Annotated in this window: 25 protein-coding genes; 15 read left to right on the top strand and 10 right to left on the bottom strand. The window is 71.8% G+C overall.

What is annotated here, in order from left to right:
- Nucleotides 1-79: 79 nt before the first annotated feature.
- Nucleotides 80-1318 carry a mechanosensitive ion channel domain-containing protein gene (locus ACWC24_RS16755; protein ID WP_450663566.1) on the bottom strand — a complete coding sequence of 413 codons (1239 nt, stop codon included), beginning with the start codon at nt 1316-1318 and terminating at the stop codon, nt 80-82.
- Between the two features lie 105 nt (nt 1319-1423).
- Between ACWC24_RS16755 and ACWC24_RS16750 the strand changes: the two genes are divergently transcribed.
- Nucleotides 1424-1993: a dienelactone hydrolase family protein gene (locus tag ACWC24_RS16750; protein ID WP_450663565.1), complete on the top strand. Its 570-nt coding sequence runs from the start codon at nt 1424-1426 to the stop codon at nt 1991-1993.
- 15 nt (nt 1994-2008) lie between these two features.
- Here the strand turns inward: ACWC24_RS16750 and ACWC24_RS16745 are convergent, their stop codons facing one another.
- The 4 genes from ACWC24_RS16745 to ACWC24_RS16730 all read right to left on the bottom strand — a co-directional run bounded on the left by ACWC24_RS16745 (nt 2009) and on the right by ACWC24_RS16730 (nt 6779).
- The gene (locus ACWC24_RS16745; RefSeq protein WP_450663564.1) at nt 2009-3670 is read right to left on the bottom strand and encodes an alkaline phosphatase D family protein; all 1662 of its coding nucleotides are present in this window, start codon (nt 3668-3670) and stop codon (nt 2009-2011) included.
- 113 nt (nt 3671-3783) lie between these two features.
- Entirely contained in the window at nt 3784-4632 is an 849-nt protein-coding gene (locus ACWC24_RS16740) for a thioredoxin domain-containing protein (protein WP_450663563.1), read from the bottom strand.
- A gap of 63 nt (nt 4633-4695) precedes the next feature.
- Nucleotides 4696-5385, bottom strand: a complete 690-nt coding sequence (locus ACWC24_RS16735) for a hypothetical protein (protein ID WP_450663562.1) — start codon at nt 5383-5385, stop codon at nt 4696-4698.
- A 68-nt stretch (nt 5386-5453) separates the two neighbouring features.
- Nucleotides 5454-6779, bottom strand: coding sequence for a DUF2252 domain-containing protein (locus ACWC24_RS16730; RefSeq protein ID WP_450663561.1), 1326 nt, complete (start codon nt 6777-6779; stop codon nt 5454-5456).
- Between the two features lie 247 nt (nt 6780-7026).
- Here ACWC24_RS16730 and dnaE point away from each other — a divergent pair, with 247 nt between their 5' ends.
- Nucleotides 7027-10566, top strand: a complete 3540-nt coding sequence (gene dnaE / locus ACWC24_RS16725) for a DNA polymerase III subunit alpha (RefSeq protein WP_450663560.1) — start codon at nt 7027-7029, stop codon at nt 10564-10566.
- A 118-nt stretch (nt 10567-10684) separates the two neighbouring features.
- On the opposite strand, the gene ACWC24_RS16720 is transcribed toward dnaE, so the two are convergent.
- Nucleotides 10685-10852, bottom strand: a complete 168-nt coding sequence (locus ACWC24_RS16720; protein ID WP_450663559.1) for a hypothetical protein — start codon at nt 10850-10852, stop codon at nt 10685-10687.
- 237 nt (nt 10853-11089) lie between these two features.
- Between ACWC24_RS16720 and ACWC24_RS16715 the strand changes: the two genes are divergently transcribed.
- The 4 genes from ACWC24_RS16715 (at nt 11090) to ACWC24_RS16700 (ending at nt 15004) form a co-directional block, all read left to right on the top strand.
- Nucleotides 11090-12310, top strand: coding sequence for an NYN domain-containing protein (locus ACWC24_RS16715; RefSeq protein ID WP_450663558.1), 1221 nt, complete (start codon nt 11090-11092; stop codon nt 12308-12310).
- A gap of 108 nt (nt 12311-12418) precedes the next feature.
- On the top strand, nt 12419-13393 hold the full coding sequence (locus ACWC24_RS16710) for an ABC transporter ATP-binding protein (protein ID WP_450663557.1): 975 nt from the start codon (nt 12419-12421) through the stop codon (nt 13391-13393).
- A gap of 74 nt (nt 13394-13467) precedes the next feature.
- Entirely contained in the window at nt 13468-14289 is an 822-nt protein-coding gene (locus tag ACWC24_RS16705; RefSeq protein WP_450663556.1) for an ABC transporter permease, read from the top strand.
- 34 nt (nt 14290-14323) lie between these two features.
- On the top strand, nt 14324-15004 hold the full coding sequence (locus ACWC24_RS16700) for an AAA family ATPase (protein ID WP_450663555.1): 681 nt from the start codon (nt 14324-14326) through the stop codon (nt 15002-15004).
- Nucleotides 15005-15222: 218 nt separating this feature from the next.
- Here ACWC24_RS16700 and ybaK read toward each other — a convergent pair whose 3' ends face one another.
- The 4 genes from ybaK to ACWC24_RS16680 all read right to left on the bottom strand — a co-directional run bounded on the left by ybaK (nt 15223) and on the right by ACWC24_RS16680 (nt 19537).
- Nucleotides 15223-15723, bottom strand: a complete 501-nt coding sequence (gene ybaK / locus ACWC24_RS16695; protein WP_450663554.1) for a Cys-tRNA(Pro) deacylase — start codon at nt 15721-15723, stop codon at nt 15223-15225.
- A gap of 31 nt (nt 15724-15754) precedes the next feature.
- Nucleotides 15755-16495 carry an LON peptidase substrate-binding domain-containing protein gene (locus ACWC24_RS16690; RefSeq protein WP_450663553.1) on the bottom strand — a complete coding sequence of 247 codons (741 nt, stop codon included), beginning with the start codon at nt 16493-16495 and terminating at the stop codon, nt 15755-15757.
- An 11-nt stretch (nt 16496-16506) separates the two neighbouring features.
- Nucleotides 16507-17538 carry a hypothetical protein gene (locus ACWC24_RS16685; RefSeq protein ID WP_450663552.1) on the bottom strand — a complete coding sequence of 344 codons (1032 nt, stop codon included), beginning with the start codon at nt 17536-17538 and terminating at the stop codon, nt 16507-16509.
- Nucleotides 17539-17959: 421 nt separating this feature from the next.
- Nucleotides 17960-19537: an oxidoreductase gene (locus ACWC24_RS16680; RefSeq protein ID WP_450663551.1), complete on the bottom strand. Its 1578-nt coding sequence runs from the start codon at nt 19535-19537 to the stop codon at nt 17960-17962.
- A 200-nt stretch (nt 19538-19737) separates the two neighbouring features.
- Between ACWC24_RS16680 and hisD the strand changes: the two genes are divergently transcribed.
- The 9 genes from hisD (at nt 19738) to ACWC24_RS16635 (ending at nt 26212) form a co-directional block, all read left to right on the top strand.
- Nucleotides 19738-21060 (top strand): histidinol dehydrogenase, encoded by a 1323-nt coding sequence (gene hisD, locus ACWC24_RS16675; protein WP_450663550.1) that lies wholly within the window; start codon nt 19738-19740, stop codon nt 21058-21060.
- Nucleotides 21057-22196 (top strand): histidinol-phosphate transaminase, encoded by a 1140-nt coding sequence (locus ACWC24_RS16670; RefSeq protein WP_450663549.1) that lies wholly within the window; start codon nt 21057-21059, stop codon nt 22194-22196. The genes hisD and ACWC24_RS16670 overlap by 4 nt, the downstream gene beginning before the upstream one ends.
- Nucleotides 22193-22786, top strand: coding sequence for an imidazoleglycerol-phosphate dehydratase HisB (hisB, locus tag ACWC24_RS16665; RefSeq protein WP_152893722.1), 594 nt, complete (start codon nt 22193-22195; stop codon nt 22784-22786). Before ACWC24_RS16670 ends, hisB begins: the two co-directional genes overlap by 4 nt.
- Before the next feature lie 3 nt (nt 22787-22789).
- The gene (locus ACWC24_RS16660; RefSeq protein WP_450663548.1) at nt 22790-22954 is read left to right on the top strand and encodes a hypothetical protein; all 165 of its coding nucleotides are present in this window, start codon (nt 22790-22792) and stop codon (nt 22952-22954) included.
- The gene (gene hisH, locus ACWC24_RS16655) at nt 22945-23592 is read left to right on the top strand and encodes an imidazole glycerol phosphate synthase subunit HisH (protein ID WP_450663547.1); all 648 of its coding nucleotides are present in this window, start codon (nt 22945-22947) and stop codon (nt 23590-23592) included. Before ACWC24_RS16660 ends, hisH begins: the two co-directional genes overlap by 10 nt.
- Nucleotides 23592-24317: a bifunctional 1-(5-phosphoribosyl)-5-((5-phosphoribosylamino)methylideneamino)imidazole-4-carboxamide isomerase/phosphoribosylanthranilate isomerase PriA gene (gene priA / locus ACWC24_RS16650; protein WP_450663546.1), complete on the top strand. Its 726-nt coding sequence runs from the start codon at nt 23592-23594 to the stop codon at nt 24315-24317. The genes hisH and priA overlap by 1 nt, the downstream gene beginning before the upstream one ends.
- A gap of 16 nt (nt 24318-24333) precedes the next feature.
- Nucleotides 24334-24738 (top strand): RidA family protein, encoded by a 405-nt coding sequence (locus ACWC24_RS16645; RefSeq protein ID WP_450663545.1) that lies wholly within the window; start codon nt 24334-24336, stop codon nt 24736-24738.
- Nucleotides 24735-25490 (top strand): imidazole glycerol phosphate synthase subunit HisF, encoded by a 756-nt coding sequence (gene hisF, locus ACWC24_RS16640; protein ID WP_450663544.1) that lies wholly within the window; start codon nt 24735-24737, stop codon nt 25488-25490. Before ACWC24_RS16645 ends, hisF begins: the two co-directional genes overlap by 4 nt.
- A 134-nt stretch (nt 25491-25624) precedes the next feature.
- Complete coding sequence (locus ACWC24_RS16635) at nt 25625-26212, top strand: ArsR/SmtB family transcription factor (protein WP_450663543.1); 588 nt, start codon at nt 25625-25627, stop codon at nt 26210-26212.
- The last annotated feature ends 1 nt before the right edge of the window (nt 26213 follow it).

Below are 26213 nucleotides of genomic sequence, written 5' to 3'. Positions count from 1 at the left end.
CCCGGCCCACCGGAACCGCCCGCCGGGCGCCTCGCCAGGGCCTTGGCAGCCGTCCGGTGGTCGCCGGGGCCGTCCGGTGTCAGCCGCGGCCCGTCCGGGGCGGTTCGGGAGTGTGTTGCAGCGACCTGTCCTCGGATGCGTCGTCGCGGGACGCGCCGTCGCGGGGATCACCGGTGCGGGAGCCGTCGGCGAGCGGGTCGCCGCCGTGGCGCCGACCGCCCGCGCGCGGGGTGCCGCCGCGGGTCTCCCCGTCGGGGGAATCCCCGTCCGGGGCACGGCGGCTCGGCGGCAGCATGGCGTCCGCCGTGTTGACCCGCGGCAGCGCGTACGGATGCTCCGCGCACAGCCAGCGGATCATCTCCTCGCGGACCGCGACCCGTACCGTCCAGATGTCGCTCGCGTCCTTGGCCGTGACCAGGGCGCGCACCTGGAGGGTGTTCGGGGTCGAGTCGGTGACCGCGACGCCGTAGTCGCGGCCGTCCCAGGCCGGGCACTCCCGCAGGATGTCGCGGAGCTTGTCGCGCATCGCCTCGACGGGCGCCGCGTGGTCGAGGTGCCAGTAGACGATGCCGGTCATCTGCGGGGTGCCGCGCGACCAGTTCTCGAACGGCTTGGACGTGAAGTACGACACCGGCATGGTGATCCGGCGCTCGTCCCAGGTCCGTACGGTCAGGAAGGTCAGCGTGATCTCCTCGACCGTGCCCCACTCGCCGTCCACCACGACCGTGTCGCCGATGCGCACCATGTCGCCGAAGGCGATCTGGAGTCCTGCGAACAGGTTGCTGAGGGTGGACTGGGCGGCCACACCGGCGACGATGCCGAGGATGCCGGCCGAGGCCAGCAGGGAGGCGCCGGCCGCGCGCATCGCGGGGAAGGTCAGCAGCATCGAGGCGGCGGCGACCACGCCGACGACCGCCGCCACCACGCGCATGATCAGCTCGACCTGGGTGCGTACCCGGCGCACCCGGGCGGGATCGCTCTGGGCGCGCGCGTAGCGGCTGTACGAGGTCTCGACGATCGCGGCCGCGATCCGGATGATCAGCCAGGCCGTGGACCCGATGAGCACCAGGGTCAGCGTCCGGCCGATCCCGACGCGGTGCTCCTCGAGCAGTTTCGCCGCGTCGTACGACCCTCTGAGCAGGGCGGCGCAGAGCACGAGTTGGTAGGGGACGCGGGCACGGCGCAGCAGACCCCACAGCGGGGTCTCACCGTGCCGTCCGTCGGCCTTGCGCAGCAGCCGGTCCGTCGCCCAGCCCAGGGCCAGGGTGAGGAAGACCGAGCCACCGATCACGATCAGCGGGCGGAGTACGTTCTCCATGCCTTCGAACCTAACCGGGCCCGGCCGACCATGAACATGTGTGTTCCAGGTCTTCCTGGGTACGGGTGCGCGGGTCCCGGTGATCCCGGCTGGCACCATGGCCTCATGAACATCATGCTCTTTCACTCGACCTACGGGCCGCGCCCCGCGGTGCGCGCGGCGGCGGACCGGCTGCGCGCGGCCGGGCACGAGGTGTGGACGCCGGACCTCTTCGACGGACGTACCTTCGACACGGCCGAGGAGAGCATGGCCTTCAGCACGGAGCTCGGCAAGGACGAGCTGCTCAAGCGGGCCGTCCTGGCCGCCGCGCCCTACTCCGAGCGCGGGCTCGTGTACGCGGGCTTCTCGCTCGGCGCCTCCATCGCGCAGACGCTGGCCCTCGGCGACGAGAAGGCGCGCGGGCTGCTGCTTCTGCACGGCACGTCGGACATCGCGCCCAACGCGCACGTGGACGAGCTGCCCGTGCAGCTGCACGTGGCCGAGCCGGATCCGTTCGAGACGGACGACTGGTTGAGCGCCTGGTACCTCGGGATGCGCCGGGCGGGCGCCGACGTCGAGGTGTACCGGTACGCCGGGGCGGGCCACCTCTACACCGACCCCGATCTGCCGGACTACGACGAGGAGGCCGCCGAGGCCACCTGGCAGGTGGCGCTCGGCTTCCTCACGACGCTCTAGGAACCTGCTGCGGTCCTAGACGGGGTCGTACGTCCGCTCGACCTTCTGGGTGCCGGTGCGCGTGCGGTACGAACGGGTCCAGGAGGAGGTCGCGTTCGCGTTCGTGCGGTCGGAGACGACGTAGTAGTCCATCTGCGCGCGCTCGGCGGTGATGTCCAGGACGCCGTAGCCGTGCCGGTCGGTGTCGACCCAGTGGACGTGCCGGTTGGCGGCGCGGATGACCGGCGCGGCGACCGCGGAGACGGTGCCCTCGGGGACCTTCACGATGTCGTCGAGGTTGTCGGAGGTCACCGAGGTGACGACGAACTCCGTGGCGGCCGACGCGGACAGCGGGTAGGTGCCGGCGTCCACCGGCACGTCGTTGGCCCACGCCATGTGGATGTCGCCGGTGAGGAAGACCGTGTTGCGGATCGCGTTCGTCCGCAGATGGGCCAGCAGTTCGCGGCGGTCGTCGGTGTAGCCGTCCCACTGGTCGGTGTTGAGGGCGATGCCCTCCTCCGGCAGGCCCAGCAGCTTGGCCAGCGGCTTGAACAGGTCCGCGGAGAGCGAGCCGATCGCGAAGGGCGAGATCATCACCGAGTTGCCGACCAGCCGCCAGGCGGTGTCGGACGACTTCAGGTTCGCCTTCAGCCAGTCGAGCTGGGCGCGCCCGGTGATCGTGCGGTCGGGGTCGTCCACCGAACCGCTGGCCGTGGAGGCCTGCTGGGAACGGAAGGACCGCAGGTCGAGCAGGGAGAGGTCGGCGAGCTTGCCGAAGCGCAGCCGGCGGTAGGTGGTGCCCGCCAGCGCCGGGCGGACCGGCATCCACTCGAAGTAGGCCTGCCGGGCGGCCGCCTGACGTGCCGCCCAGGTGCCCTCGGCGCCCTCGGTGTGGTTCTCGGCGCCGCCCGACCAGGCGTCGTTGGCGAACTCGTGGTCGTCCCAGATCGCGACGACCGGCGCCTTGAGGTGCAGGGCCTGGAGGTCCGGGTCGGTCTTGTACTTGCCGTGCCGGGTGCGGTAGTCGGCGAGGGTGAGTATCTCGTGCGTGGGCGAGGTCTGCCGTACGACGGTCCCGCGCGTGCCGTACTCACCGGTGCCGTACTCGTAGATGTAGTCGCCCAGGTGCAGCCAGGCGTCGAGGTCGCCGCGCGCCGCGAGGTGGCGGTACGAGGAGAAGTAACCCGCCTCCCAGTTGGCGCAGGAGACCACACCGAAGCGCAGGCCCGTGACCGCGGCGTCGGCGGCCGGGGCGGTGCGGGTGCGGGCCACGGGGGAGTCGGTGCCGCCGGCCGAGAACCGGAACCAGTAGTCGGTGGCGGGTTCAAGGCCGCGGATGTCGGCCTTGACGGTGTGGTCGGAGGCGGCGGTCGCGGTCAGGGAGCCCTTGGCGACGATGTTCGTCAGCGCCTTGTCCCTGGCCACGGTCCAGCCGACCTCGGTGTCCGGGCCCAGCCCGGATCCGGGTATCGCCTCGGCGGTCGGCGTCACGCGCGTCCACAGCAGGACGCCGTCGGGCAGCGGGTCGCCGGAGGCGACGCCGTGCAGGAAGGAGGGGGCCTCGTCGGCGGCGCGCGCGGGCAGCGCCGCGGCGAGCGGGCCGGCCAGGGCGGCGGCGGCCGCCGCGGCCTTGACGACCGTGCGGCGGCGGGGCGTAAGGGAGTTGACGCCCTCGGGAGCTCTGTATCGACTGGTCACGACCGATCAGGTTACTGATCGGTATGGACGAGAGCGGGCGAACTCGCAAAAGTTCGCCCGCTCTTCGCGTGCCGGTCGGATCGGACCCCGGGAGAAGGGGTCCGCGCGATGGATCAGGCCTTGAGGGCCGCCTCGATCGCCGTGTTGAACTCGGCCACCGTCATGGGGGCGTTCTGACCGTCCGAACCCGTCAGCTTCTTGCCGTCCATGACCAGGCTCGGCGTGCCGTCGACGCCGTCCTTGTTGGTGTTGAACGTCTGCGACATGGCCAGCGCCCACGCGTCGTACGTGCCGTTCTTGACGGCGTCCTGGAACTTGGCGTTGCCCTTCAGCGCGGAGACCGTGTCCGCCACCTTGATCAGGTAGTCGTCGCTCTTGAACTTGTCGTCGGACTCGTCCGGGTGGTACTTCGCCGAGTAGAGCGCCGTCTTGTACTCCAGGAACGCCTCGGGGCTCACGTTCAGCGCGGCGCCCAGGGCGCTCATCGCGTTCTTGGAGCCCTCGCCGCGGGAGCCGATCTTCACCTGGCCGTCGCCGTCGGTGTCGCCGTCGAGGAAGGTGCCGCCGATGTACTCGATCTTGAACTTGCCGTCGTCGTAGTCCTTCTTGACCGTCGAGCCGACGGTCTGCTCGAACTGGGCGCAGATCGGGCAGCGCGGGTCCTCGTACAGCTTCAGCGTCTTCGTCGCCTTGCTGTCGCCGAGGACCACGGTCGTGCCGTTCGTGCCCGTGGTGTTGGCCGGTGCGACGACCTTCTCGTCCAGCACGGCCTCCCAGTGGCCGGGCTTGTTGGCCTGGACGACGGCGTAACCTATGCCGCCCGCCGCGGCCAGTACGCCGACGACCGTGCAGGCCACGATGACCTGCCGCTTGATCTTGGCCTTCTTGGCCTGGCGCTCACGCTCCAGGCGCAGCCGCTCCCGGGCCGCCGTCTTCGCCGCCTGGCTGTTGCGATTGCTCATGCTGATCTCCATGTGGAACGCGCACGTGTCGTACGCGGGATACGTGTGGGGACGGGGTCGTGCTCAGGCGAGAGCGGCCGAGCGCGGCGGTCCACGCCGTCCCAGGGAGTGCGCGAGGAGCAGGCCGCGGACGGCGGCCGTACGACGGACCGGGCGCGGCGGACGGCCGGGCGCCGGGGCGCGCCGCACGGTCACCGCGGCGGCGGCCAGCAGCAGCGGGCGGAACGTGGTCGCGGTCACGGCCCGCAGCAGTTGTTCCAGGGCCTTCTCGCCGCGGCGCAGCCAGGCGGTCGCGAGCAGGCCGATGCCGATGTGCGTGCCGAGCAGCAGCCAGGCCGTGGCCGGGTCGGCGTGGGTGAGCAGCGCCGCCACCCGGTCGGTGTCCGCGCCGGAGGCGCCGGCCAGCGGGGCGCCGAGGTCGGAGCCGCCGCACAGCACGTCGAGGCCGACCGAGCGCAGCGGCCCGGCGACCGGGCCGCCCGCGCGGCCGTAGCAGAGGTGCTGGCCGGTGGTGAAGACGGTGTCGGCGGTCAGTTCCAGCGGGACCAGCAGGGCGGCGATCCGCCCGAAGCCCCGCTCGCGGCCCGCCAGCGCGTACGCCACGGCGAACACGGCGACCGCGACCGCGGCCACCGTGTTCACCGGCAGCGGGACCCGCGACAGCAGCACGTGCGACGCGGCACCGAGCGTCACGACGACGGCCGTGAACAGCGCCGCGCGCGCGGTTCTGAGGTGGGTCCCGGATATGTCCATGGCGGAGGAGAGTGTGTCATGCGCCGCGGTAAGAGACCCCTAAAGGTCCCCTGTGAGCGGCCGCACGGTCACAGACCCGGGATCCGTCCGTTGCGGAAGAGGTCCACGAAGATCTGGTGGTCCCGGCGTGCGCGGGCGCCGTAGTCGTGCGCGAAGTCGACCAGCAGACCGGCGAAGCCGTCCTCGTCGGCCGCGATCGCCGCGTCGATGGCCCGCTCCGTGGAGAAGGGCACCAGGGACTCCCCGGACTGGTCGTCCGCCGCCCCGTGCATGGTCGCGGTCGCCCGGCCGAGGTCGGCCACGACCGCGGCGATCTCCTCGGGGTCGTCGATGTCGCTCCAGTCCAGGTCGACCGCGTACGGCGAGACCTCGGCGACGAGCTGGCCGGCGCCGTCCAGCTCGGTCCAGCCCAGCCACGGGTCGGCGTGCGCCTGGAGGGCGCGCTGGGAGATCACCGTGCGGTGGCCCTCGTGCCGGAAGTAGTCGCGGATCGCCGGGTCCGTGATGTGGCGGGAGACGGCCGGGGTCTGGGCCTGCTTGATGTAGATCACGACATCGTTCTCCAGGGCGTCGCTGTTGCCCTCCAGAAGGATGTTGTACGACGGCAGACCGGCCGAGCCGATGCCGATGCCGCGGCGGCCGACGACGTCCTTGACGCGGTAGGAGTCGGGGCGGGCCAGGGACGACTCCGGCAGGGTCTCCAGATAGCCGTCGAAGGCCGCGAGCACCTTGTAGCGGGTGGCGGCGTCCAGCTCGATGGAGCCGCCGCCGGGCGCGAAGCGGCGCTCGAAGTCACGGATCTCGGTCATCGAGTCCAGCAGCTCGAAGCGGGTCAGCGAGCGGGCGTCGCGCAGCGCGTCCAGCAGCGGGCCCTGGGCGGTGTCCAGGGTGAACGGCGGCACCTCGTCGCGCTTGGCGCCGGTCGCCAGGGCGTGGATCCGCTCGCGGTACGCGCCCGCGTACACCTCCACCAGTTCGGTGATCTGGTCGTCGCCGAGCGCCTTGGCGTACCCGATGAGCGCCACCGAGGCGGCGAACCGCTTGATGTCCCAGGTGAACGGGCCGACGTAGGCCTCGTCGAAGTCGTTGACGTTGAAGATCAGCCGGCCGTTGGCGTCCATGTACGTGCCGAAGTTCTCCGCGTGCAGGTCGCCGTGGATCCACACGCGCGAGGTGCGCTCGTCCAGGTACGGGCCGCCGCGCCGCTCGGCGGCGAGGTCGTGGTAGAAGAGGCTCGCCGTGCCGCGGTAGAACGCGAAGGCCGAGGCCGCCATCTTCCGGAACTTCACGCGGAACGCGGCCGGGTCGGCGGCCAGGAGCCGGCCGAAGGCGGTGTCGAAGACGGCGAGGATCTCCTCGCCGCGTTGCTCGGCGCTGAGCTGCGGGACCGACATCGCTGGGTGCCTCCTGGTGCGGGTGATGCCTGACGTGTGGGACGGATCTCATCGCACGCGGGGCGCGGACCGTCCGCCCTGCCCAACGCGCGAGGGAACACGGGAGTGCCCGTGTTCCTCCGCCTGAAGGTACGCGCGGGAGCCCGCCGGGTGTCAGTGCCGAGGCATAGACTTCGACGCTGTCCCCCAGACTGTCCGCAGCCTGTCGGACCCCCGTCCCTGTTTGTTCGCCCTGGAGGCCGCAGCCGTGTCAAAGCCGCCGTTCACGCACCTGCACGTCCACACCCAGTACTCGCTGCTGGACGGTGCCGCGCGGCTCAAGGACATGTTCGAGGCGTGCAACGAGATGGGCATGACGCACATCGCCATGTCCGACCACGGCAACCTGCACGGGGCGTACGACTTCTTCCACTCCGCGAAGAAGGCCGGGGTCACCCCGATCATCGGCATCGAGGCGTACGTCGCGCCCGAGTCGCGGCGCAACAAGCGCAAGATCCAGTGGGGCCAGCCGCACCAGAAGCGCGACGACGTCTCCGGTTCGGGCGGTTACACGCACAAGACGATCTGGGCGGCGAACGCGACCGGTCTGCACAACCTCTTCCGGCTGTCCTCGGACGCCTACGCCGAGGGCTGGCTGCAGAAGTGGCCCCGGATGGACAAGGAGACGATCTCCCAGTGGTCGGAGGGGCTCATCGCCTCCACCGGCTGCCCCTCCGGCGAGCTCCAGACCCGGCTGCGCCTGGGTCAGTACGACGAGGCACTGAAGGCGGCCGCCGACTACCAGGACATCTTCGGCAAGGACCGCTACTTCCTGGAGCTGATGGACCACGGGATCGAGATCGAGCACCGGGTCCGCGAGGGACTGCTCGACATCGGCAAGAAGCTCGGCATCCCCCCGCTGGTCACCAACGACTCGCACTACACGTACGCGCACGAGGCGACCGCCCACGACGCCCTGCTGTGCATCCAGACCGGCAAGAACCTCTCCGACCCCGACCGCTTCAAGTTCGACGGCACCGGCTACTACCTGAAGTCCACGGACGAGATGTACGCCATCGACTCCTCGGACGCCTGGCAGGAGGGCTGCCGCAACACCCTCCTGGTCGCCGAGCAGATCGACACCTCCGGCATGTTCGAGGCGAAGAACCTCATGCCGAAGTTCGACATCCCCGAGGGCTACACCGAGGTCACCTGGTTCCGGGAGGAGACCATGCGCGGCATGGCGCGCCGCTTCCCCGACGGCATCCCGGACGACCGGATGAAGCAGGTCGAGTACGAGATGGACACCATCATCTCGATGGGGTTCCCGGGCTACTTCCTCGTCGTCGCCGACTTCATCATGTGGGCCAAGAAGCAGGGCATCGCGGTCGGCCCCGGCCGTGGTTCCGCGGCCGGTTCGATCGTCGCGTACGCCATGGGCATCACCGACCTCGACCCGATCCCGCACGGACTGATCTTCGAGCGGTTCCTCAACCCCGAGCGCATCTCGATGCCCGACGTCGACATCGACTTCGACGAGCGTCGGCGCGTCGAGGTGATCCGGTACGTGACGGAGAAGTACGGCTCCGACAAGGTCGCCATGATCGGCACCTACGGCAAGATCAAGGCCAAGAACGCGATCAAGGACTCCGCGCGCGTGCTGGGCTACCCGTACGCGATGGGCGACCGGCTCACCAAGGCGATGCCCGCCGACGTCCTCGGCAAGGGCATCGACCTCAACGGCATCACCGACCCCTCGCACCCGCGCTACAGCGAGGCGGGCGAGATCCGCGGGATGTACGAGAACGAGCCGGACGTCAAGAAGGTCATCGACACCGCCAAGGGCGTCGAGGGCCTGGTCCGGCAGATGGGCGTGCACGCGGCCGGCGTGATCATGTCCAGCGAGCCGATCGTCGACCACGCGCCGATCTGGGTGCGGCACACCGACGGCGTGACCATCACCCAGTGGGACTATCCGCAGTGCGAGTCGCTCGGCCTGCTGAAGATGGACTTCCTCGGCCTGCGCAACCTCACGATCATGGACGACGCCGTCAAGATGGTGAAGTCCAACAAGGGGATCGAACTCGACCTGCTGGCTCTGCCGCTCGACGACCCGAAGACCTTCGAACTGCTCCAGCGCGGCGAGACCCTCGGCGTCTTCCAGTTCGACGGCGGCCCCATGCGCTCGCTGCTGCGCCTGATGAAGCCCGACAACTTCGAGGACATCTCCGCCGTCTCCGCGCTCTACCGTCCCGGCCCGATGGGCATGGACTCGCACACCAACTACGCGCTGCGCAAGAACAAGCTCCAGGAGATCACCCCGATCCACAAGGAGCTGGAGGCGCCCCTCGAAGAGGTCCTCGCGGTCACCTACGGCCTGATCGTCTACCAGGAGCAGGTGCAGAAGGCCGCCCAGATCATCGCCGGGTACTCGCTCGGCGAGGCCGACATCCTGCGCCGTGTGATGGGCAAGAAGAAGCCCGAGGAACTGGCGAAGAACTTCACCATCTTCCAGGCCGGCGCCAAGAAGAACGGCTACAGCGACGAGGCCATCCAGGCCCTGTGGGACGTGCTGGTCCCGTTCGCCGGCTACGCGTTCAACAAGGCGCACTCGGCCGCGTACGGACTGGTGTCGTACTGGACCGCCTACCTCAAGGCGAACCACCCCGCCGAGTACATGGCCGGACTGCTGACCTCGGTCAAGGACGACAAGGACAAGTCGGCCGTCTACCTCAACGAGTGCCGGCGCATGGGCATCAAGGTGCTCCCGCCGAACGTCAACGAGTCGGTGCACAACTTCGCCGCCCAGGGCGACGACGTGATCCTCTTCGGCCTGGAGGCCGTGCGCAACGTCGGCACCAACGTGGTCGAGTCGATCATCCGCAGCCGCAAGGCCAAGGGCAGGTACGCCTCCTTCCCCGACTACCTCGACAAGGTCGAGGCGGTCGCGTGCAACAAGCGCACCACGGAGTCGCTGATCAAGGCGGGCGCCTTCGACACCATGGGGCACACCCGCAAGGGCCTCACCGCGCAGTACGAGCCGATGATCGACAACGTGGTCGCGGTCAAGCGCAAGGAGGCCGAGGGGCAGTTCGACCTGTTCGGCGGGATGGGCGAGGACGACAGCAGCGAGCCGGGCTTCGGACTCGACGTCGAGTTCACCACCGACGAGTGGGACAAGACGTATCTGCTCGCCCAGGAACGGGAGATGCTCGGTCTGTACGTCTCCGACCACCCGCTGTTCGGACTGGAGCACGTGCTGTCCGACAAGGCCGACGCGGGCATCGCCCAGCTCACCGGGGGCGAGCACGCGGACGGCGCGGTCGTCACCATCGGCGGCATCATCTCGGGCCTCCAGCGCAAGATGACCAAGCAGGGCAACGCCTGGGCCATCGCCACCGTGGAGGACCTCGCGGGCTCCATCGAGTGCATGTTCTTCCCGGCCACCTACCAGTTGGTGTCGACCCAACTCGTCGAGGACGCCGTGGTGTTCGTCAAGGGCCGGCTCGACAAGCGCGAGGACGTCCCCCGGCTGGTCGCGATGGAGCTCCAGGTCCCCGACCTGTCCAACGCGGGCACCAACGCGCCGGTGATCCTCACCATCCCGGCCACCCGGGTCACCCCGCCGATGGTCAGCAGGCTCGGCGAGATCCTCACCCACCACAAGGGCGACAGCGAGGTCCGCATCAAGCTCCAGGGGCCGACCAGGACCACGGTGCTGCGCCTCGACCGGCACCGGGTGAAGCCGGATCCGGCCCTGTTCGGCGATCTGAAGGTGCTGCTCGGCCCGGCCTGTCTGGCCGGCTGAGCGGAGGTCCGACTTCCCACGTCCGACGAACGAGGGGCGCATCCGTGCACGGATGCGCCCCTCGGTTTCGTGCTCGGGCTCAAGTGGTCCGATGGACCAACAGCCCTTTATGAAGATGTCAGTTGTGGCCGAATCGCTTCTGCTTGCCCTTGCGCGCCATGTCGCCGGGAGTGATCTGTTGCGAGGCCCGCTGTTCGGCCTGCGACTCCATCGACGACTGGTGCGCGGCCTGCTGACTGCGCTCGGTCTGCGGCTGCTTTCGCTCACGGTTCTTGTTCTTGGCCATGGTGCTCTGCCTCCTGAGGGGGATCTAGGGGCCAGGGCCGGGACCAGATTCACATAAGCTGACATCAAGCGCATTTTGGATAATTACCGTGTGTGACGCGGGTGGTCGGAGAGCCACCCCGGCCCGTGATGTCCCGAAACGCCACGCCGAAGATCGAGTTCGAGCCGTTAACCTCCGCGTGGTCGGGCAGACTCGAAGGAAGCCCGAAGCAAACCTCCCGGGAAGAGGGTGAGTCGCGTGGATCGCTGCATCGTCCTGGTGGACGCCGGGTATCTCCTGGGGGCCGCGGCCAGTCTGCTCGCAGGCGAACCCTCGCGATCCCGGATCACCGTCGACCACGCCGCCCTCATCCAGGGGCTGCGCGAGCGCGCCGAGTCCGACACGGAACGGCAGCTGCTGCGCATCTACTGGTTCGACGGCGCCCCCGACCGCGTCCCCCAGCCCGAGCACCGCAGACTGCGGGTGATGCCCCGGGTCACGGTCCGGCTGGGCGCGCTGACCCGCAGCGACGGACGCTGGGCCCAGAAGGGCGTGGACGCCGCGATGCACGCCGAACTCACCGAACTGGCCCGCAACCGCGCCTGCTCCGACATCGTCCTCGTCACCGGCGACGGCGACCTGCTGCCGGGCATGATGGCCGCCAAGGAGCACGGCGTCGCCGTCCACCTGTGGGCGGTGCAGGCCGCCGACGGCGACTACAACCAGTCCGAGGACCTCGTCGCCGAGGCCGACGAGCGCCGCGTCCTGGACCGCACCTGGATCACCAAGGCCGTCCGCGCCAAGGACCTCGGCGGAGTCTGCGCGCCGCCGCCCGTGCCGCGCCCCGAGATCGCCGCGATCCTCTCCGCGCCGCTGCCCGACTCGGGCCTGGCGGCCGCGTCCGAGCCCTCCGCCGAGGCCCCGGAGCACGCGGCGGCCGCCGCGCAGAACGGCGCCCAGGAACCGGCGACCGCGTCCAAGGGCGTTCCCACCCCCAAGGACCTGGCCGCGCTGCGCGCCCCCGGCGCGCACGCCGCCCAGCACCCCACGACCGCCACCCTGCGCTGGTCCTCCGACAAGGGCTGGGTCGACCGCCCCGGCGGCACCGCCGCCGAACCTCCCGAGGTCGCCTCGATGCCGACGCTCGCCCAGCTCACGACGGCCGAACAGCGCTGGGCCGACCGCGAGGAGGACATCACCACCGTCGGCGGCGACCCCTACGAGGTGGGGCAGGTCTTCGCCCGCCGGTGGATGGAGCGCCTCGGCGACCAGGGCGGCCACCGGCAGAAGCTGTCCGGGATGTACCCGCGGATCCCGCACCGCATCGACGGCGAGCTGCTGCGCTACGCGGCCCGGTTCGGACTGCTGGCCCACAAGGACGACCAGATCGACGAGCACGACCGGTACGCCATCCGGGCGGGTTTCTGGCGGGAGATCGACGTCCGCACCGGCGCGGAACACGCCCCGGCCGGGGAGTGAACGGGGGCGGCGAACCCGCCCCGAGCGCCGGTCGGCGTCCCGGACCCCGTAGTCTCGTCCCTTGTGAGTACGCGCGCGACAACGGACCTTCCAGACAGTGGTGGGGTCGTGTGCGCCGTGCGCGGGCTGACCAAGACCTATCCGGCGCTGCGGGGCAGACGCGGCACACCCGGCACACCCGAGGTGCGGGCCACCGACGACGTGCACCTGGAGGTGCGGCGCGGTGAGATCTTCGGCCTGCTCGGCCCCAACGGCGCCGGGAAGACCTCGCTCGTACGACAGCTCACGGGGCTGATGCGGCCCGACGGCGGCACCGTCGAGATCCTCGGCCACGACATCGTGCGCCACCCGGAGCGCGCCGCCCGGCTGCTCGCCTACCTCGGCCAGGAGTCCACCGCCCTCGACGAGCTCACCGTCTCGCTCGCCGCCGAGACCACCGGACGACTGCGCGGCCTCGACGCGCACCGGGCGCGGGCCGAACGCGACGCCGTGCTCGACGAACTCGGGCTCGCGCCGATCGCCGGGCGGCCGCTGAAGAAGCTGTCCGGCGGGCAGCGCAGGCTCGCCTGCTTCGCCACCGCCCTCGTCGGGGAGCGGCCGCTGCTCGTGCTCGACGAGCCCACCACCGGCATGGACCCGGTGGCCCGGCGGGCCGTGTGGGGCGCCGTCGACCGGCGGCGGGCCGAACGCGGCACCACCGTCCTGCTGGTCACCCACAACGTCATCGAGGCCGAGACCGTCCTCGACCGGGTCGCCGTCCTCGACAAGGGACGGGTGATCGCCTGCGACAGCCCGGCCGGGCTCAAGGAGCAGGTCGCGGGCGAGGTGCGGGTCGAGCTGGTGTGGCGCGAACGCCCGCCGCTGGAGGTGCCCGAGGTGGCCGCGCTGCGCGACCGGGTCACGGAGTCCGGGCGCCGCTGGACGCTGCGGCTGGCGCCCGAGGAGGCCCGCGCGGTCGTCGCCACCGTCACCGGCGGGGCCGCCTTCGCCGCCCTGGACGACTTCACCCTCGCCACGCCCAGCCTGGAGGACGTGTACCTGGCGCTGGGCGGCGCCGCGCGGCAGGGGCTGGTGAGGGCGTGAGCACACCCACGGCCGCGTCCGTACCCGACGGGGCGAGCACCGCAGTGAACCAGAGTGAAGGGGAGCAGCGCGACATGAGTGTCGTACCCGCCGAGGTTCTTCCGGGTGGCGTCCTGGCCGTGCAGGAGGCGGCGCCGCAGGCCGCCGAACTCGGGCCGCGCGCGCGGCTGTGGCCGGCGCTGGCGGCCGTGTACCGGGCCCAGCTGTCCCGGGCCCGGGTGGCCAGGATCCCGCTGCTGTTCGTGGCGACCTTCCAGTCCATCGGCATCCTGATCATGATGCGGGGCGTCGTCGACGGCGGCAGCGAGGCCGAGTCCGTGGTGGCCGGTTCGTCGGTCCTCGTCCTCGCCTTCGTCGCGCTGAACCTGCTCGCCCAGTACTTCGGGCAGCTGCGCTCCAGCGGCGGCCTCGACCACTACGCGACCCTGCCGGTGCCCCCGGCCGCGGTCGTGCTCGGCGCGGCGGGCGCCTACGCGTCGTTCACCGTGCCGGGGACCGTGGTCACCGCCGTGTTCGGCTGTGTGCTGTTCGGGCTTCCCATGGGCAACCTGTGGATCCTCGCCGCGGTGATCCCGCTCGCCGGTGCCGCGCTCGCCGGGCTCGGCGCCGCGCTCGGACTGCTGGCGCCGCGGCCCGAGCTGGCCACCGTGCTCGGCCAGCTCGGCATGTCGGCGGCGCTGCTGCTCGGGGTGCTGCCGCCCGAGCGGATGCCCGAGGCCGTCCGGTTCGCCCGGGACCTGCTGCCGTCGACGTACGGCGTGGAGGCCTGCGCGCGGACCTTCTCGGCGCACCCCGACTGGGCCCTCGTCCTCGGTGACCTGGCCGTGTGCGCGCTGGTCGGCGTCGTCTCGCTGGCCGTGGCGACCCGGGCGTACCGCCGGGCCGCGGTCCGGTGACGCGCCGCGCGGGCGGGCCTGGCACGATGTCAGGGTGACCGCACCACTGACGCCGCCTCCGCCGCCGCACGAACAGCCCTCGCACGACGCGTGGCCGCCTTCGCCCGGCGGGCACGGCGGGCCGGCTCCCGCGCCGCAGGACGGCCTGTACGGACAGGACGGCCCCGGCATGAAGGCCGAGGTGATCGAGGCCGTCGTCGTCACGCTGGTGGTCGCGGTGGCCGGTGCGCTGCTCGGGCTGGTGTGGTGGTGGCTGGCGCCGCACGTGCCGCTCGTCGGGGTCGTGGTCGAAGGCCGCTGGAACGTCTACCTCAACGACACCGAGGGCGAGCAGGCGATCGGCGTCGACGGAACGTTCACGCTGCTGGCGCTGGCCTTCGGGGCCGTGAGCGCGCTCGGGGTGTTCCTGTGGCGCAGGCGCGGCGGGGTGCCGCTGGTGGTGGCGCTCGGCGTCGGAGGGCTGCTCGGGGCGCTGCTGGCGTGGCGGGTCGGGGTGTGGCTGGGCCCCACCTCGGACGTGCTCGCGCACGCCAAGGCCGTGGGCGCGGGCGTGACGTTCTCCGCGCCGCTGAAGCTGGGGGCGAAGGGCGCGCTGCTGGCGTGGCCGCTGGCGGGGCTGGTGGTCCACATGGGGCTGATGGGCCTGTTCGGACCGCGGGACCCCGATCCGTACGCGTATCCGCACCAGCAGCAGTACGGGGCGCCGAAGGAGTAGGCCGAGGTCGTGGGCGGCGGGTGCGGCGAGGTGTTCCCCTCGCCTCCGCCGCCCGTTGTCTTCACCGGGGGCTTCCATCGCCCCTTGTCGGCACCCCGGGCTCTATGCCGGACGCCTGCCGTGGTTCGAATGGCCCTTCCTGACGCGCCACTTGCGCTTGCGTGTTCGCTTCGACATGTCCCTCGTACTTAACCGAGGAAGCCGCCGCCGTCGAGGGGCTAGGCGCGTCCGATGGACGCCAGGGTCGCGGCCGTGAGGCCGGCGAGGTCGGTGGGGGAGAGTTCCACCTCCAGGCCGCGGCGTCCCGCCGAGACGCAGATGGTGGCGTGGCCGGTCGCCGAGTCGTCCAGGACGGTACGGAGCTTCTTGCGCTGGCCGAGCGGGGAGATGCCGCCGCGGACGTACCCCGTGGTGCGCTCCGCCAGGGCCGGGTCCGCCATGACCGCCCGCTTGCCGCCGACCGCCGACGCCAGGGCCTTCAGATCGAGCTGGCCCGCCACCGGGACCACCGCCACCGTCAGGGCGCCGTCCACGTCCGCCACCAGCGTCTTGAAGACCCGCTCGGGGGAGACGCCCATGGCCTCGGCGGCCTCCTCGCCGTAGGACGGGTGGGCGGGGTCGTGCTCGTAGGCGTGGACCGTGTAGTCCACGCCCGCCGCGGTCAGCGCCACCGTCGCGGGCGTGCCGCCCGGCTGCTGCTTCTTCGCCTTCTTCGCCATGCCGGCCGGCTCCTCGGGGTGCGTTCGTACGTCAGTTCAGGCTGGTCGGGGTGCGCGTCAGCTCCGACGCGGGCAGCGACGGCAGGTTGCGGATGATGGCCGTCTCGGAGCGCAGCAGCTTCAGCTCCTCACGGAGCCGGGACGCGGTGTCGGGGGCCTGGAGCAGACGCTGCTTGGCGGGCGTGTCGAGCATGATCGCGGCCGCCACCAGGTACGACACCACGGACGGTTCGTCGGGCAGCTCCGCGCCCGTCGTCAGGGACCGCTCCCGGGCGCCCGCCAGCCGCTTCTGGTACTGCTTGAACGCCCGCAGCACGCCCTCGGCCAGCGCCCCGGCCCCGTCGCCCGGCTCCTCCGGGAGCTCCTCCAGCTCGGCCGTCAGGAAAGGCCCCGACGCGTCCACGGAGACCAGGCGCACCCGGGTCGTACCGGTCGCCAGCACCTCGAAGGTGCCGTTCTCCCGCTCCCGGATCGTCGCCGCGTCGGCGATGCAGCCGATGCCGTGGAACGCCTTCGCCGGGTCCGTGCCGAAGCCCGCGGCCGGGCCGCGCTCGGGCACGGCGGTCGGGTCCGGCATGCCGGGCGCGCTGGGCGCCACTTCATGGCCGTCGCGGATGGTCACGACGGCGAACCGGCGCGGCTCGTCCTCGGGCGTCTTGAGCAGCTCGCGCATCATGGCGCGATAACGCTCCTCGAAGACGCTGAGCGGCAGGACGAGACCCGGGAAGAGCACCGAGTTCAGGGGGAAGAGTGGAAGCCGGACGGTGGTCACGGCGCAGAAGCCTAATGCTCGACGGAGCGGGCGCGGTCGCCGCGCCCGCTCCGTGGACGCCGCCCGGCCTGCGCGGCGGGCGTCCACAGGACGCTCTCGCGCACCTCCAGGAACCGCCCGAGCGGGTCGTCGGAGACCCGGTCCCAGGGGAAGGAGGTGACGTACGGGCCGGTCAGCCGGAGCTGTTCCCGGGCGTCCGTGTGGCGTCCGAGGCGGACCAGGACGTAGACCGCGAGGTTGCGGATCTCCGCGGGCCAGGGGTCGGCCGCCGGGTGTCCGGCGGACAGCCCGATCGCCCGGTCGGCCGCGGCGTCCAGCCGCTCGCGCGGCACCTCGGGGCCGCAGCCGTCGGTGAGGTAGGCGAAGGCCGCGCGCAGCGGCAGCGCCTGGACGAGCGAGCCGGTCGGCGCGTCCTGCGCGGCCCGCTCGGCGAAGTCGAAGCACTCGCGGTGCGAGCCGTGCCAGGCGCCCGCGAGGTACTTCAGGGCCGCCACGTGGCAGCCGTGGTGGTGCGGTGAGCGGCGGACCGCCGCCTCCCACAGCTCCCCGAAGTAGCGGTGCCCGGCGCGCGCACCGCGCGCGTGGTCCAGCGCCAGCCGCCACGGCACCGGGTCGCGGTCGTCGCTGCGCGCGGCGGCCGTGATCAGCGGGCTGGTGGAGCGCAGCAGCTCCGCCCGGGCCGGGGAGTCCCATACGCGGCGCACCGCGAGCTGGGCTCCGACCAGTAGTACGTCCGGGTCGCCGGGGGCGGCGGCGCGCCAGTTCTCGAACCACTCGTCGCGGGAGCGGGCGAAGGACGCGAGGCGTATCACGTACCGGTCGCGGCTCTCCCAGTCGGCATGGCGGCGGGTGGCGGCGAGCAGCTCGGCGGCCGGCCCGTACTCGCCTCGCGCGGCCGCGACCAGCGTCGGGGCCACGCGTTCGTCGGGCGCGTCGAGGAACACCTCGTCGTCGGCGGGGGGGCCGGCGACAGGGCGGGGGGCAGCGGTTCTCATCCGTGACGCCCGGATGAAGGGGGGCAGCAGAGCCATGGTGCCGCCCATTGAAAAGCCGCAGGTCGCAGCCGCGCCAGAGGCTAAGCGGAACAAATGGAAAGTTGTACGCCGTCGGGTCAAGGACCGGTAAAACGTGATGGTGGAGCATCTGTGGAGAACCTGTGGGCCTGCCGTGGGCGAGCCCCGCCACCCGCCGGCTCCACCACGCCCCGGTGGGCCGTACGGGGGACCGGGCGATCCCGGGCGAGCCCCGCCACCCGCCGGCTCCACCACGCCCCGGTGGGCCGTACGGGGGACCGGGCGACCCCCGCCACCCGGCCCGCTTCGCGCCCCCCGCGCGCGTCTTGCGGCCGTCGGGCCCCGGGGTCCCTGTGCCCGGGGATCCCCGTGTCTGAGGTCCCCGTGTCCGGGGGTCCCCGTGTCCGAGGTCCCCGTGCCCGGGTCCGGGCGCCGCCCCGCCATGGCGGGTTCAGCTGCGGCGGAGCATTCGGGTGGCGCCCGTCGCCACCGTCGTGGCCAGGATCCAGCCGAGCAGGACCATCGCCGCGGCCAGCCACTGCCGGCTGCCGTCGAGCTGCCACAGGCCGACCTGCCCCAGGTCGACGACCGGCAGCAGCAGGTCCAGGGCGAACAGGGCCGGGTCCCACTCCGGGTTCCCGTCGCCGTTGACCGGCGGGCGCCCGGCACGGGCGAAGGCGAGCGTCCCGGCCGCCCACAGCACCGCCATCCACACCGCCGCCCGGCCCGGCCGGTAGCCGTAGGCGACCGTCCAGTCCTGGGCGTACCCCCAGAGCTTCGCGGCCGGCGGCAGGGTCTCCCGGCGGTGCCGCTGCTTGGCGAGCAGCACCTCGCGGGCGTCCTCGTCCTCGCCGCTCTCGCGCAGCACGGCCGCGAGCCGCTCGTACGGCTCCGGGTTGTACTCGGCGGTCGCCGCGGCCACCCACTCCAGGCGCTCGGTCAGCGGGAAGGGGCCGTGCGGCACGAGGTTCTCGTACGAGAAACCGCCCATGTGCAGCCGCCCGGGGCCCGGCCAGCTCGCCGCCCGGTCGACGAGGTTGACGATCCGCGCCCCCGACAGCACCACCGTGCCGCGCTGCGGCCGCTCCCCGAGGAAGCGCAGCTCGGGCGTCTGCACCCGCAGCAGCGACAGCGCCTGGTCGTCGGTGAGCAGGAACCGGGCCCGCTCCAGGTCGACCGCGTCCCCGAACCGCCCGTCGTCCAGCCGCATCCCGCCCCGGCACTCGAACCGCTGCACCCGCGTGCCCTGCGGCGGGGTCGCGCCGTCCGGCACCTGGGCGCCCACGCCCGCCGGGGTCAGGTACAGCGTGCGCCCGACGGTGAGCTGGGGCGCGTTCAGGGCGAACCGCGTGTACGGGTTGGCCAGCCGCGCGCCGCGCAGGCTCAGCGACACGCCCACCGTCGCGGCGCGCAGACTCAGCTCGCCGTGCGACTCCAGGAGCTCGGCCTGGAAATCCTGCCCCACCGACATGCCGTCGGCGGCGATCGAACGGCCGCTGCGGTCCCGGTCGACGACGGCCTGGTTGAGCAGCAGGTCCGTGCCGATGTGCGCGTCGGTGAGCCGGACCCCCTGGTGGAAGCGGCAGCGCGGCAGATGCAGGTCGCCCTCGGTGTGCACCCGGGCCGCCTCCAGCCGCGGCACCGCGCAGTTCACCAGGCGGACGGTCGTGAAGCGGGCCTCCGGCAGCAGCACCTCCCGCTCGAAGCGGCAGTTCTTCAGCTCCATGTACGGCACCACCGTGCCGCCGGCGAGATCCAGCACGCCGCTGATCTGCACCCCGGACAGTTTCAGCGACGCGACCCGCCCGGCCAGCGCGGGCGGCCCGTCCAGCAGCAGCCAGGCCAGTATCCGGGCCCGCACGGTCCGCTCGGGTCCCCAGGGGTGCCCCCCGTGCGGATCGTCGACGGCCGTGTCCCCGCTGCTGAGGTCGTACACGGTGCCGTTGCGGAACGACTGCCACATGCCGGCCTCGGCGGCGGTCAGATCGTCCGGCAGATCCCCGGTGCGGGTCTGGGTCCCCTCGGTCACGGTTCTTCACTCCCTGCCCGGCTACTCGCGGGTCGCTTCGCCGCCAGGCGTTGATGCCCGCTGAGTGACGCGCCGAACGCAGGACGTGAAGGGGATCTTCCGGGTTCGGGCGGAATGCGCCACCTGCCCGGGCCGCCGCTCTGTATCAGCCATTGATACGCGCGGACGGCGTCCGATCCGGGTCTGCGAGAATTGAGTCCGTGATCTCCCGAATCGATCTGCGCGGCGACGCCCTCCCCGAGGGCCCCGCCCTGCGCGACCTGCTGCCCCGAGCCGACTTCGACGTCTCGGCCGCCCTGGAGAAGGTGCGTCCGATCTGCGAGGCCGTGCATCATCGGGGCGACGCGGCACTGATCGACTTCGCCGAGAAGTTCGACGGCGTACGCCTGGAGTCCGTGCGCGTCCCGGCGCAGGCGCTGGCCGACGCGCTGGAACAGCTCGACCCGGCCGTGCGCGCGGCCCTGGAGGAGTCCGTCCGGCGCGCCCGGCTCGTGCACCGCGCCCAGCGCCGTACGACGCACACGACCCAGGTGGTGCCCGGCGGCTCGGTGACCGAGAAGTGGGTGCCGGTCGACCGGGTCGGGCTGTACGCGCCCGGCGGCCGGTCCGTCTACCCCTCCTCCGTGATCATGAACGTGGTGCCCGCGCAGGAGGCCGGCGTCCCCTCGGTCGCGCTCGCCTCGCCGGCCCAGGCCGAGTTCGGCGGGCTGCCGCACCCCACGATCCTCGCCGCGTGCGCCCTGCTCGGCGTCGACGAGGTGTACGCGGCGGGCGGCGCCACCGCCGTCGCGATGTTCGCGTACGGCACCGAGTCCTGCCCGCCCGCCAACATGGTCACCGGCCCCGGCAACATCTGGGTGGCCGCGGCCAAGCGCTTCTTCACGGGCAGGATCGGCATCGACGCCGAGGCCGGACCGACCGAGATCGCGATCCTCGCGGACGCCACGGCCGACCCGGCGCACGTCGCCGCCGACCTGATCAGCCAGGCCGAGCACGATCCGCTCGCGGCCGCCGTCCTCGTCACCGACTCGGTCGAACTGGCGGACGCGGTGGAGCGGGAGCTCCGGCCGCAGGTCGAGGCCACCAAGCACATCGACGACCGGATCCTGCCGGCGCTCAAGGGCAGGCAGTCGGCGATCGTGCTCGTCGACGGTGTCGAGGAGGGCCTGCGGGTGGTCGACGCCTACGGCGCCGAGCACCTGGAGATCCAGACGGCCGACGCCGCCGCCGTGGCCGACCGGGTGCGCAACGCCGGCGCGGTCTTCGTCGGCCCCTGGGCGCCGGTGTCGCTGGGCGACTACGCGGCCGGCTCCAACCACGTGCTGCCGACCGGCGGCTGCGCCTGCCACTCCTCGGGCCTGTCCGTGCAGTCGTTCCTGCGCGGCATCCACATCGTCGACTACACGAAGGACGCGCTGGCCGAGGTCGCGCATCACGTGGTGACGCTGGCGGAGGCGGAGGACCTGCCCGCGCACGGCGCGGCGGTCAAGGCCAGGTTCGGTTGGAAGGTGCCCGGAAAGTGACGTTCGGAATCGACGATCTCCCCGTCCGCGACGAGCTGCGCGGCCAGTCCCCCTACGGCGCGCCCCAGCTCGACGTGCCCGTACGGCTGAACACCAACGAGAACCCCTACCCGCTGCCCGAGGTGCTGGTCGAGCGGATCACCGAGCGGGTGCGCGCGGCCGCCCGGGACCTCAACCGCTACCCGGACCGGGACGCCGTCGAGCTGCGCACCAGGCTCGCCGAGTACCTGACGGAGACCGGCGGCCACCGGGTCGGCCTCGCGAACGTCTGGGCCGCCAACGGCTCCAACGAGGTCATCCAGCAGCTGCTCCAGACCTTCGGCGGACCGGGCCGTACGGCGATCGGATTCGAGCCGTCGTACTCGATGCACGCGCTCATCGCGCGCGGCACCGGCACCGGCTGGATCTCCGGCCCGCGCAACGAGGACTTCACGATCGACCTCGCCGCCGCCGAGCGGGCGATCGCCGAGAACCGGCCGGACGTCGTGTTCATCACGACCCCCAACAACCCCACCGGCAACGCGGTCCCGCCCGAGACGGTCCTCGCGCTGTACGAGGCCGCGCAGGCGGCCAAGCCGTCGATCGTGGTCGTGGACGAGGCGTACGTAGAGTTCAGCCACGGCGCCTCGCTGCTGCCGCTGCTCGAAGGACGGCCGCACCTCGTCGTCTCGCGCACCATGTCGAAGGCCTTCGGCGCGGCGGGGCTGCGCCTGGGCTATCTCGCCGCGCACCCGGCGGTGGTCGACGCCGTGCAGCTGGTCCGGCTGCCCTACCACCTGTCGGCCGTCACCCAGGCGACCGCGCTGGCGGCCCTGGAGCACACCGGCACCCTGCTGAAGTACGTCGAGCGGCTGAAGGAGGAGCGGGACCGGCTGGTCCGCGAGCTCCGGTCGATCGGCTACGAGGTCACGGAGTCGGACGCGAACTTCGTGCAGTTCGGGCGGTTCGAGGACGCCCACGCCGTCTGGCAGCAGATCCTCGACCGGGGGGTCCTGGTCCGGGACAACGGCGTACCGGGGTGGCTGCGGGTCACCGCCGGGACCCCGCAGGAGAACGACGCGTTCCTCGACGCGGTCCGTGAAGTGCAGTGTCTTGTGGGGGCCACCCCCACACCCTTGAAGGAGCAGAGCGCATGAACCGCGTGGGACGCGTGGAGCGGACGACCAAGGAGACGGGTGTCCTGGTCGAGATCGACCTCGACGGCACCGGGAGGACGGACATCTCCACCGGTGTCGGCTTCTACGACCACATGCTCGACCAGCTCGGCCGGCACGGTCTGTTCGACCTCACCGTGAAGACCGAGGGCGACCTGCACATCGACTCGCACCACACCATCGAGGACACCGCCCTCGCGCTCGGCGCCGCCTTCAAGCAGGCGCTCGGCGACAAGGTGGGCATCTACCGCTTCGGCAACTGCACGGTCCCGCTGGACGAGTCCCTCGCCCAGGTCACCGTCGACCTCTCCGGCCGCCCCTACCTCGTGCACACCGAGCCCGAGAACATGGCGCCGATGATCGGCGCGTACGACACCACGATGACCCGGCACATCCTGGAGTCCTTCGTGGCCCAGGCACAGATCGCGCTGCACGTGCACGTGCCGTACGGACGCAACGCCCACCACATCGTCGAGTGCCAGTTCAAGGCGCTCGCGCGGGCGCTGCGCTACGCGAGCGAGCGCGACCCGCGCGCCGCCGGCATTCTTCCCTCCACGAAGGGCGCGCTGTAACCCATGACCGGTCTGTCCGCCATCCTGATCGTCGTCGGGCTCTTCCTCGTCGGCGGTATCTACTCCTTCGTGAAGCAGGAGATGCCCAAGAGCCTCATCGTGCTGCTGTCCATCGGCGCCGCCATGTGCCTGGTGGCCGGTGTCGTACGGCTGGAGGTGTGGAATTGAGCAAGCCCAGCAAGGTCGTGGTCTTCGACTACGGCTTCGGGAACGTGCGTTCCGCCGAGCGCGCCCTCGCGCGCACCGGCGCCGAGGTCGAGATCACGCGTGACTTCGACACCGCCATGAACGCCGACGGTCTGCTGGTGCCGGGCGTCGGCGCCTTCGCCGCCTGCATGAACGGCCTGCGCGCCGCCCGCGGCGACTGGATCATCGACCGCCGGCTGTCCGGCGGCCGCCCGGTGATGGGCATCTGCGTCGGCATGCAGATCCTGTTCGCGCGGGGCATCGAGCACGGGGTGGAGACCGAGGGCCTCGACGAGTGGCCCGGCTCGGTCGAGCCGCTCCAGGCCGAGATCGTGCCCCACATGGGCTGGAACACCGTCGAGGCGCCGGCCGGCTCCGAGCTGTTCGCCGGCCTGGACCCGGAGGCGCGCTTCTACTTCGTGCACTCCTACGCGGTCCACGACTGGGCCCTGGAGACGCACAACCCGGCCATGAACGCGCCCAAGGTGACCTGGTCGACGCACGGCGAGCCGTTCGTGGCCGCCGTGGAGAACGGGGCCCTGTGGGCCACGCAGTTCCACCCCGAGAAGTCCGGCGACGCCGGAGCCCAGCTGCTGAACAACTGGATCGGAACCCTCTGATGGCCTCGAAGCTCGAACTCCTCCCCGCCGTCGACGTCCGTGACGGCCAGGCCGTCCGCCTCGTGCACGGCGAGTCCGGGTCGGAGACCTCGTACGGCTCTCCCCTGGAGGCCGCCCTCGCCTGGCAGCGCTCGGGTGCCGAGTGGCTGCACCTGGTCGACCTGGACGCCGCGTTCGGCACCGGCGACAACCGTGCCCTGATCGGCGAGGTCGCGCGCGCGATGGACATCAAGGTGGAGCTGTCCGGCGGCATCCGCGACGACGACACCCTCGCCGCCGCGCTCGCCACCGGCTGCACCCGGGTCAACCTCGGCACGGCCGCGCTGGAGACCCCCGAGTGGGTCGCCGAGGTCATCGCCCGGCACGGCGACAAGATCGCGGTGGGCCTCGACGTCCGCGGCACGACCCTGCGCGGCCGCGGCTGGACCCGCGACGGCGGCGACCTGTACGAGACGCTGGCCCGGCTCGACAAGGAGGGCTGCGCGCGGTACGTCGTCACCGACATCGCCAAGGACGGCACCCTCCAGGGCCCCAACCTGGAACTGCTGCGCAACGTCTGCGCCGCCACGGATCGCCCGGTCGTGGCGTCCGGCGGCGTGTCGTCGCTGGACGACCTGCGGGCCATCGCCGAGCTGGTACCCCTCGGAGTCGAGGGCGCCATCGTCGGCAAGGCCCTGTACGCCAAGGCGTTCACCCTGGAAGAGGCCCTGGAGGCCACATCGTGAATCTGGACACCGTGTCATGACGTCCGAGGCCGTGCGGCGGGTGCAGAGCGGGAGCCCCTGGGAGGAGTCCCTCGGCTTCGCGCGCGCCGTCGCGGCGGGCGACCGCGTCCTGGTGGCGGGCACGACGTCCTTCAAAGGCCGCGTGCTGTACGGGGAGGGCGACCCGTACGAGCAGGCCAAGGTCGCCTTCACCGGCGCGGTCGAGGCGATCGGCGAGTTCGGGCTCGGTATCGACGCGGTGATCCGCACGCGGATGTACCTGAGCCATGTGCGGGACGTGGAGGCCGTGGGGCGCGCCCACAAGGAGCTGTTCGACTCGGTGCGCCCGGTCTCGACCCTGCTGGTCGTGGAGGGCTTCGTCGACCCGCGCATCCTGGTCGAAGTGGAAATAGAAGCATTCAGAGGAGCCGTGGATTCATGACCCTGGCGGTCCGAGTCATCCCCTGCCTGGACGTGGACGACGGGCGGGTCGTCAAGGGCGTCAACTTCCAGAACCTGCGCGACGCGGGCGACCCCGTCGAGATGGCGAAGGTGTACGACGCCGAGGGCGCCGACGAGCTGACGTTCCTGGACATCACCGCCTCGTCGGGCAACCGCGAGACCACGTACGACGTGGTGCGCCGCACCGCCGAGCAGGTGTTCATCCCGCTGACCGTCGGCGGCGGGGTGCGTGCCGCGGAGGACGTGGACAAGCTGCTGCGGGCGGGCGCCGACAAGGTGGGCGTGAACACGGCCGCCATCGCCCGGCCCGACCTGATCCGGGAGATCGCCGAGCGCTTCGGCCGCCAGGTCCTGGTGCTCTCGGTCGACGCCCGGCGGACGCCGTCCGGGGGTTTCGAGGTGACCACGCACGGGGGCCGCAGGGGCACCGGCATCGACGCGGTCGAGTGGGCGCACCGGGCCGCCGAGCTGGGCGCCGGCGAGATCCTGCTGAACTCCATGGACGCGGACGGCACCAAGGACGGCTACGACCTGGAGATGATCGCCGCCGTCCGCAAGCACGTGACGGTCCCGGTGATCGCCTCCGGCGGCGCGGGCCGCCTCGGCGACTTCCCGCCGGCCGTCGAGGCGGGCGCGGACGCCGTGCTGGCCGCCTCCGTCTTCCACTTCGGCGATCTGCGGATCGCCGAGGTCAAGCAGGCACTGCGGGAGGCGGGCCGCCCGGTGCGGTGACACCGCGTCCGGCGTGAGCGTCCGGCTCGGGCCCCGGTCGCCGAGGCGGCCGGGGCTTCGCTTCGCCAAGACAGGAAGGAAAAGTTGCGCAACAAACATTGCGCAACTTTTCCTTCCTGTCTACGGTGGCGTACATGACAGGGCAGGAGAACCGTGCCATCACGGACGTGGGCACACTCAAGGCGCTGGCGCATCCGCTGCGCATGAAGCTGTACCGGGGCCTGTGTGTGGCCGACAGGGCGACCGCGTCGCAGCTGGCCGAGCAGGTCGACGAGGCCGTCTCGTTGGTCAGCTACCACCTGCGAAAACTCGCCGAGCACGGCCTGATCGAAGAGGCCGTGCCGCAGAGCGCGGACGGCCGGGAGCGGTGGTGGCAGCCCGCCTCGGAGGGGGTGAGCATCCGCGACCAGGACTTCCGGGACGCGCCCGAACGGGCCGCGGCGCACTTGGCGGCCACCCGGCTCTTCCATGACCAGCGCGCCGAGATGTACCGCCGCTACCTCGACGAGCGCTCGACCTGGGGTCCCGAGTGGAACTCCGCCGCCCCCGACAGCGAGTCCCTGCTCCGGCTGAAGCCGACGGAACTGGACGCCCTGCGCCAGGAGTTGGTCGCCCTGCTGACCAGGTATGACGAGAGGAGCCGGGTGGCTGCGGCGGCCGGCGACACCGAGGGCCGCGAGAACGTGGCCGTCCATGTGTACGGATTCCCGTTCCGTGTCTGAG

This window comes from Streptomyces sp. NPDC001443, assembly GCF_053597355.1.
The sequence above is the reverse complement of the archived record's forward strand: the minus strand, read 5'-3'. Positions and strand labels throughout refer to the sequence as shown.

Bases quoted from the DNA above. Each gene is read 5' to 3' on its own strand.
- ACWC24_RS16755 (WP_450663566.1), bottom strand. From the start codon at position 1,318: ATGGAGAACGTACTCCGCCCGCTGATCGTGATCGGTGGCTCGGTCTTC.
- ACWC24_RS16750 (WP_450663565.1), top strand. From the start codon at position 1,424: ATGAACATCATGCTCTTTCACTCGACCTACGGGCCGCGCCCCGCGGTG.
- ACWC24_RS16740 (WP_450663563.1), bottom strand. From the start codon at position 4,632: ATGAGCAATCGCAACAGCCAGGCGGCGAAGACGGCGGCCCGGGAGCGG.
- ACWC24_RS16735 (WP_450663562.1), bottom strand. From the start codon at position 5,385: ATGGACATATCCGGGACCCACCTCAGAACCGCGCGCGCGGCGCTGTTC.
- ACWC24_RS16730 (WP_450663561.1), bottom strand. From the start codon at position 6,779: ATGTCGGTCCCGCAGCTCAGCGCCGAGCAACGCGGCGAGGAGATCCTC.
- ACWC24_RS16720 (WP_450663559.1), bottom strand. From the start codon at position 10,852: ATGGCCAAGAACAAGAACCGTGAGCGAAAGCAGCCGCAGACCGAGCGC.
- ACWC24_RS16705 (WP_450663556.1), top strand. From the start codon at position 13,468: ATGAGTGTCGTACCCGCCGAGGTTCTTCCGGGTGGCGTCCTGGCCGTG.
- ybaK (WP_450663554.1), bottom strand. From the start codon at position 15,723: ATGGCGAAGAAGGCGAAGAAGCAGCAGCCGGGCGGCACGCCCGCGACG.
- ACWC24_RS16685 (WP_450663552.1), bottom strand. From the start codon at position 17,538: ATGGGCGGCACCATGGCTCTGCTGCCCCCCTTCATCCGGGCGTCACGG.
- hisB (WP_152893722.1), top strand. From the start codon at position 22,193: ATGAACCGCGTGGGACGCGTGGAGCGGACGACCAAGGAGACGGGTGTC.
- ACWC24_RS16660 (WP_450663548.1), top strand. From the start codon at position 22,790: ATGACCGGTCTGTCCGCCATCCTGATCGTCGTCGGGCTCTTCCTCGTC.
- priA (WP_450663546.1), top strand. From the start codon at position 23,592: ATGGCCTCGAAGCTCGAACTCCTCCCCGCCGTCGACGTCCGTGACGGC.
- ACWC24_RS16645 (WP_450663545.1), top strand. From the start codon at position 24,334: ATGACGTCCGAGGCCGTGCGGCGGGTGCAGAGCGGGAGCCCCTGGGAG.
- hisF (WP_450663544.1), top strand. From the start codon at position 24,735: ATGACCCTGGCGGTCCGAGTCATCCCCTGCCTGGACGTGGACGACGGG.
- ACWC24_RS16635 (WP_450663543.1), top strand. From the start codon at position 25,625: ATGACAGGGCAGGAGAACCGTGCCATCACGGACGTGGGCACACTCAAG.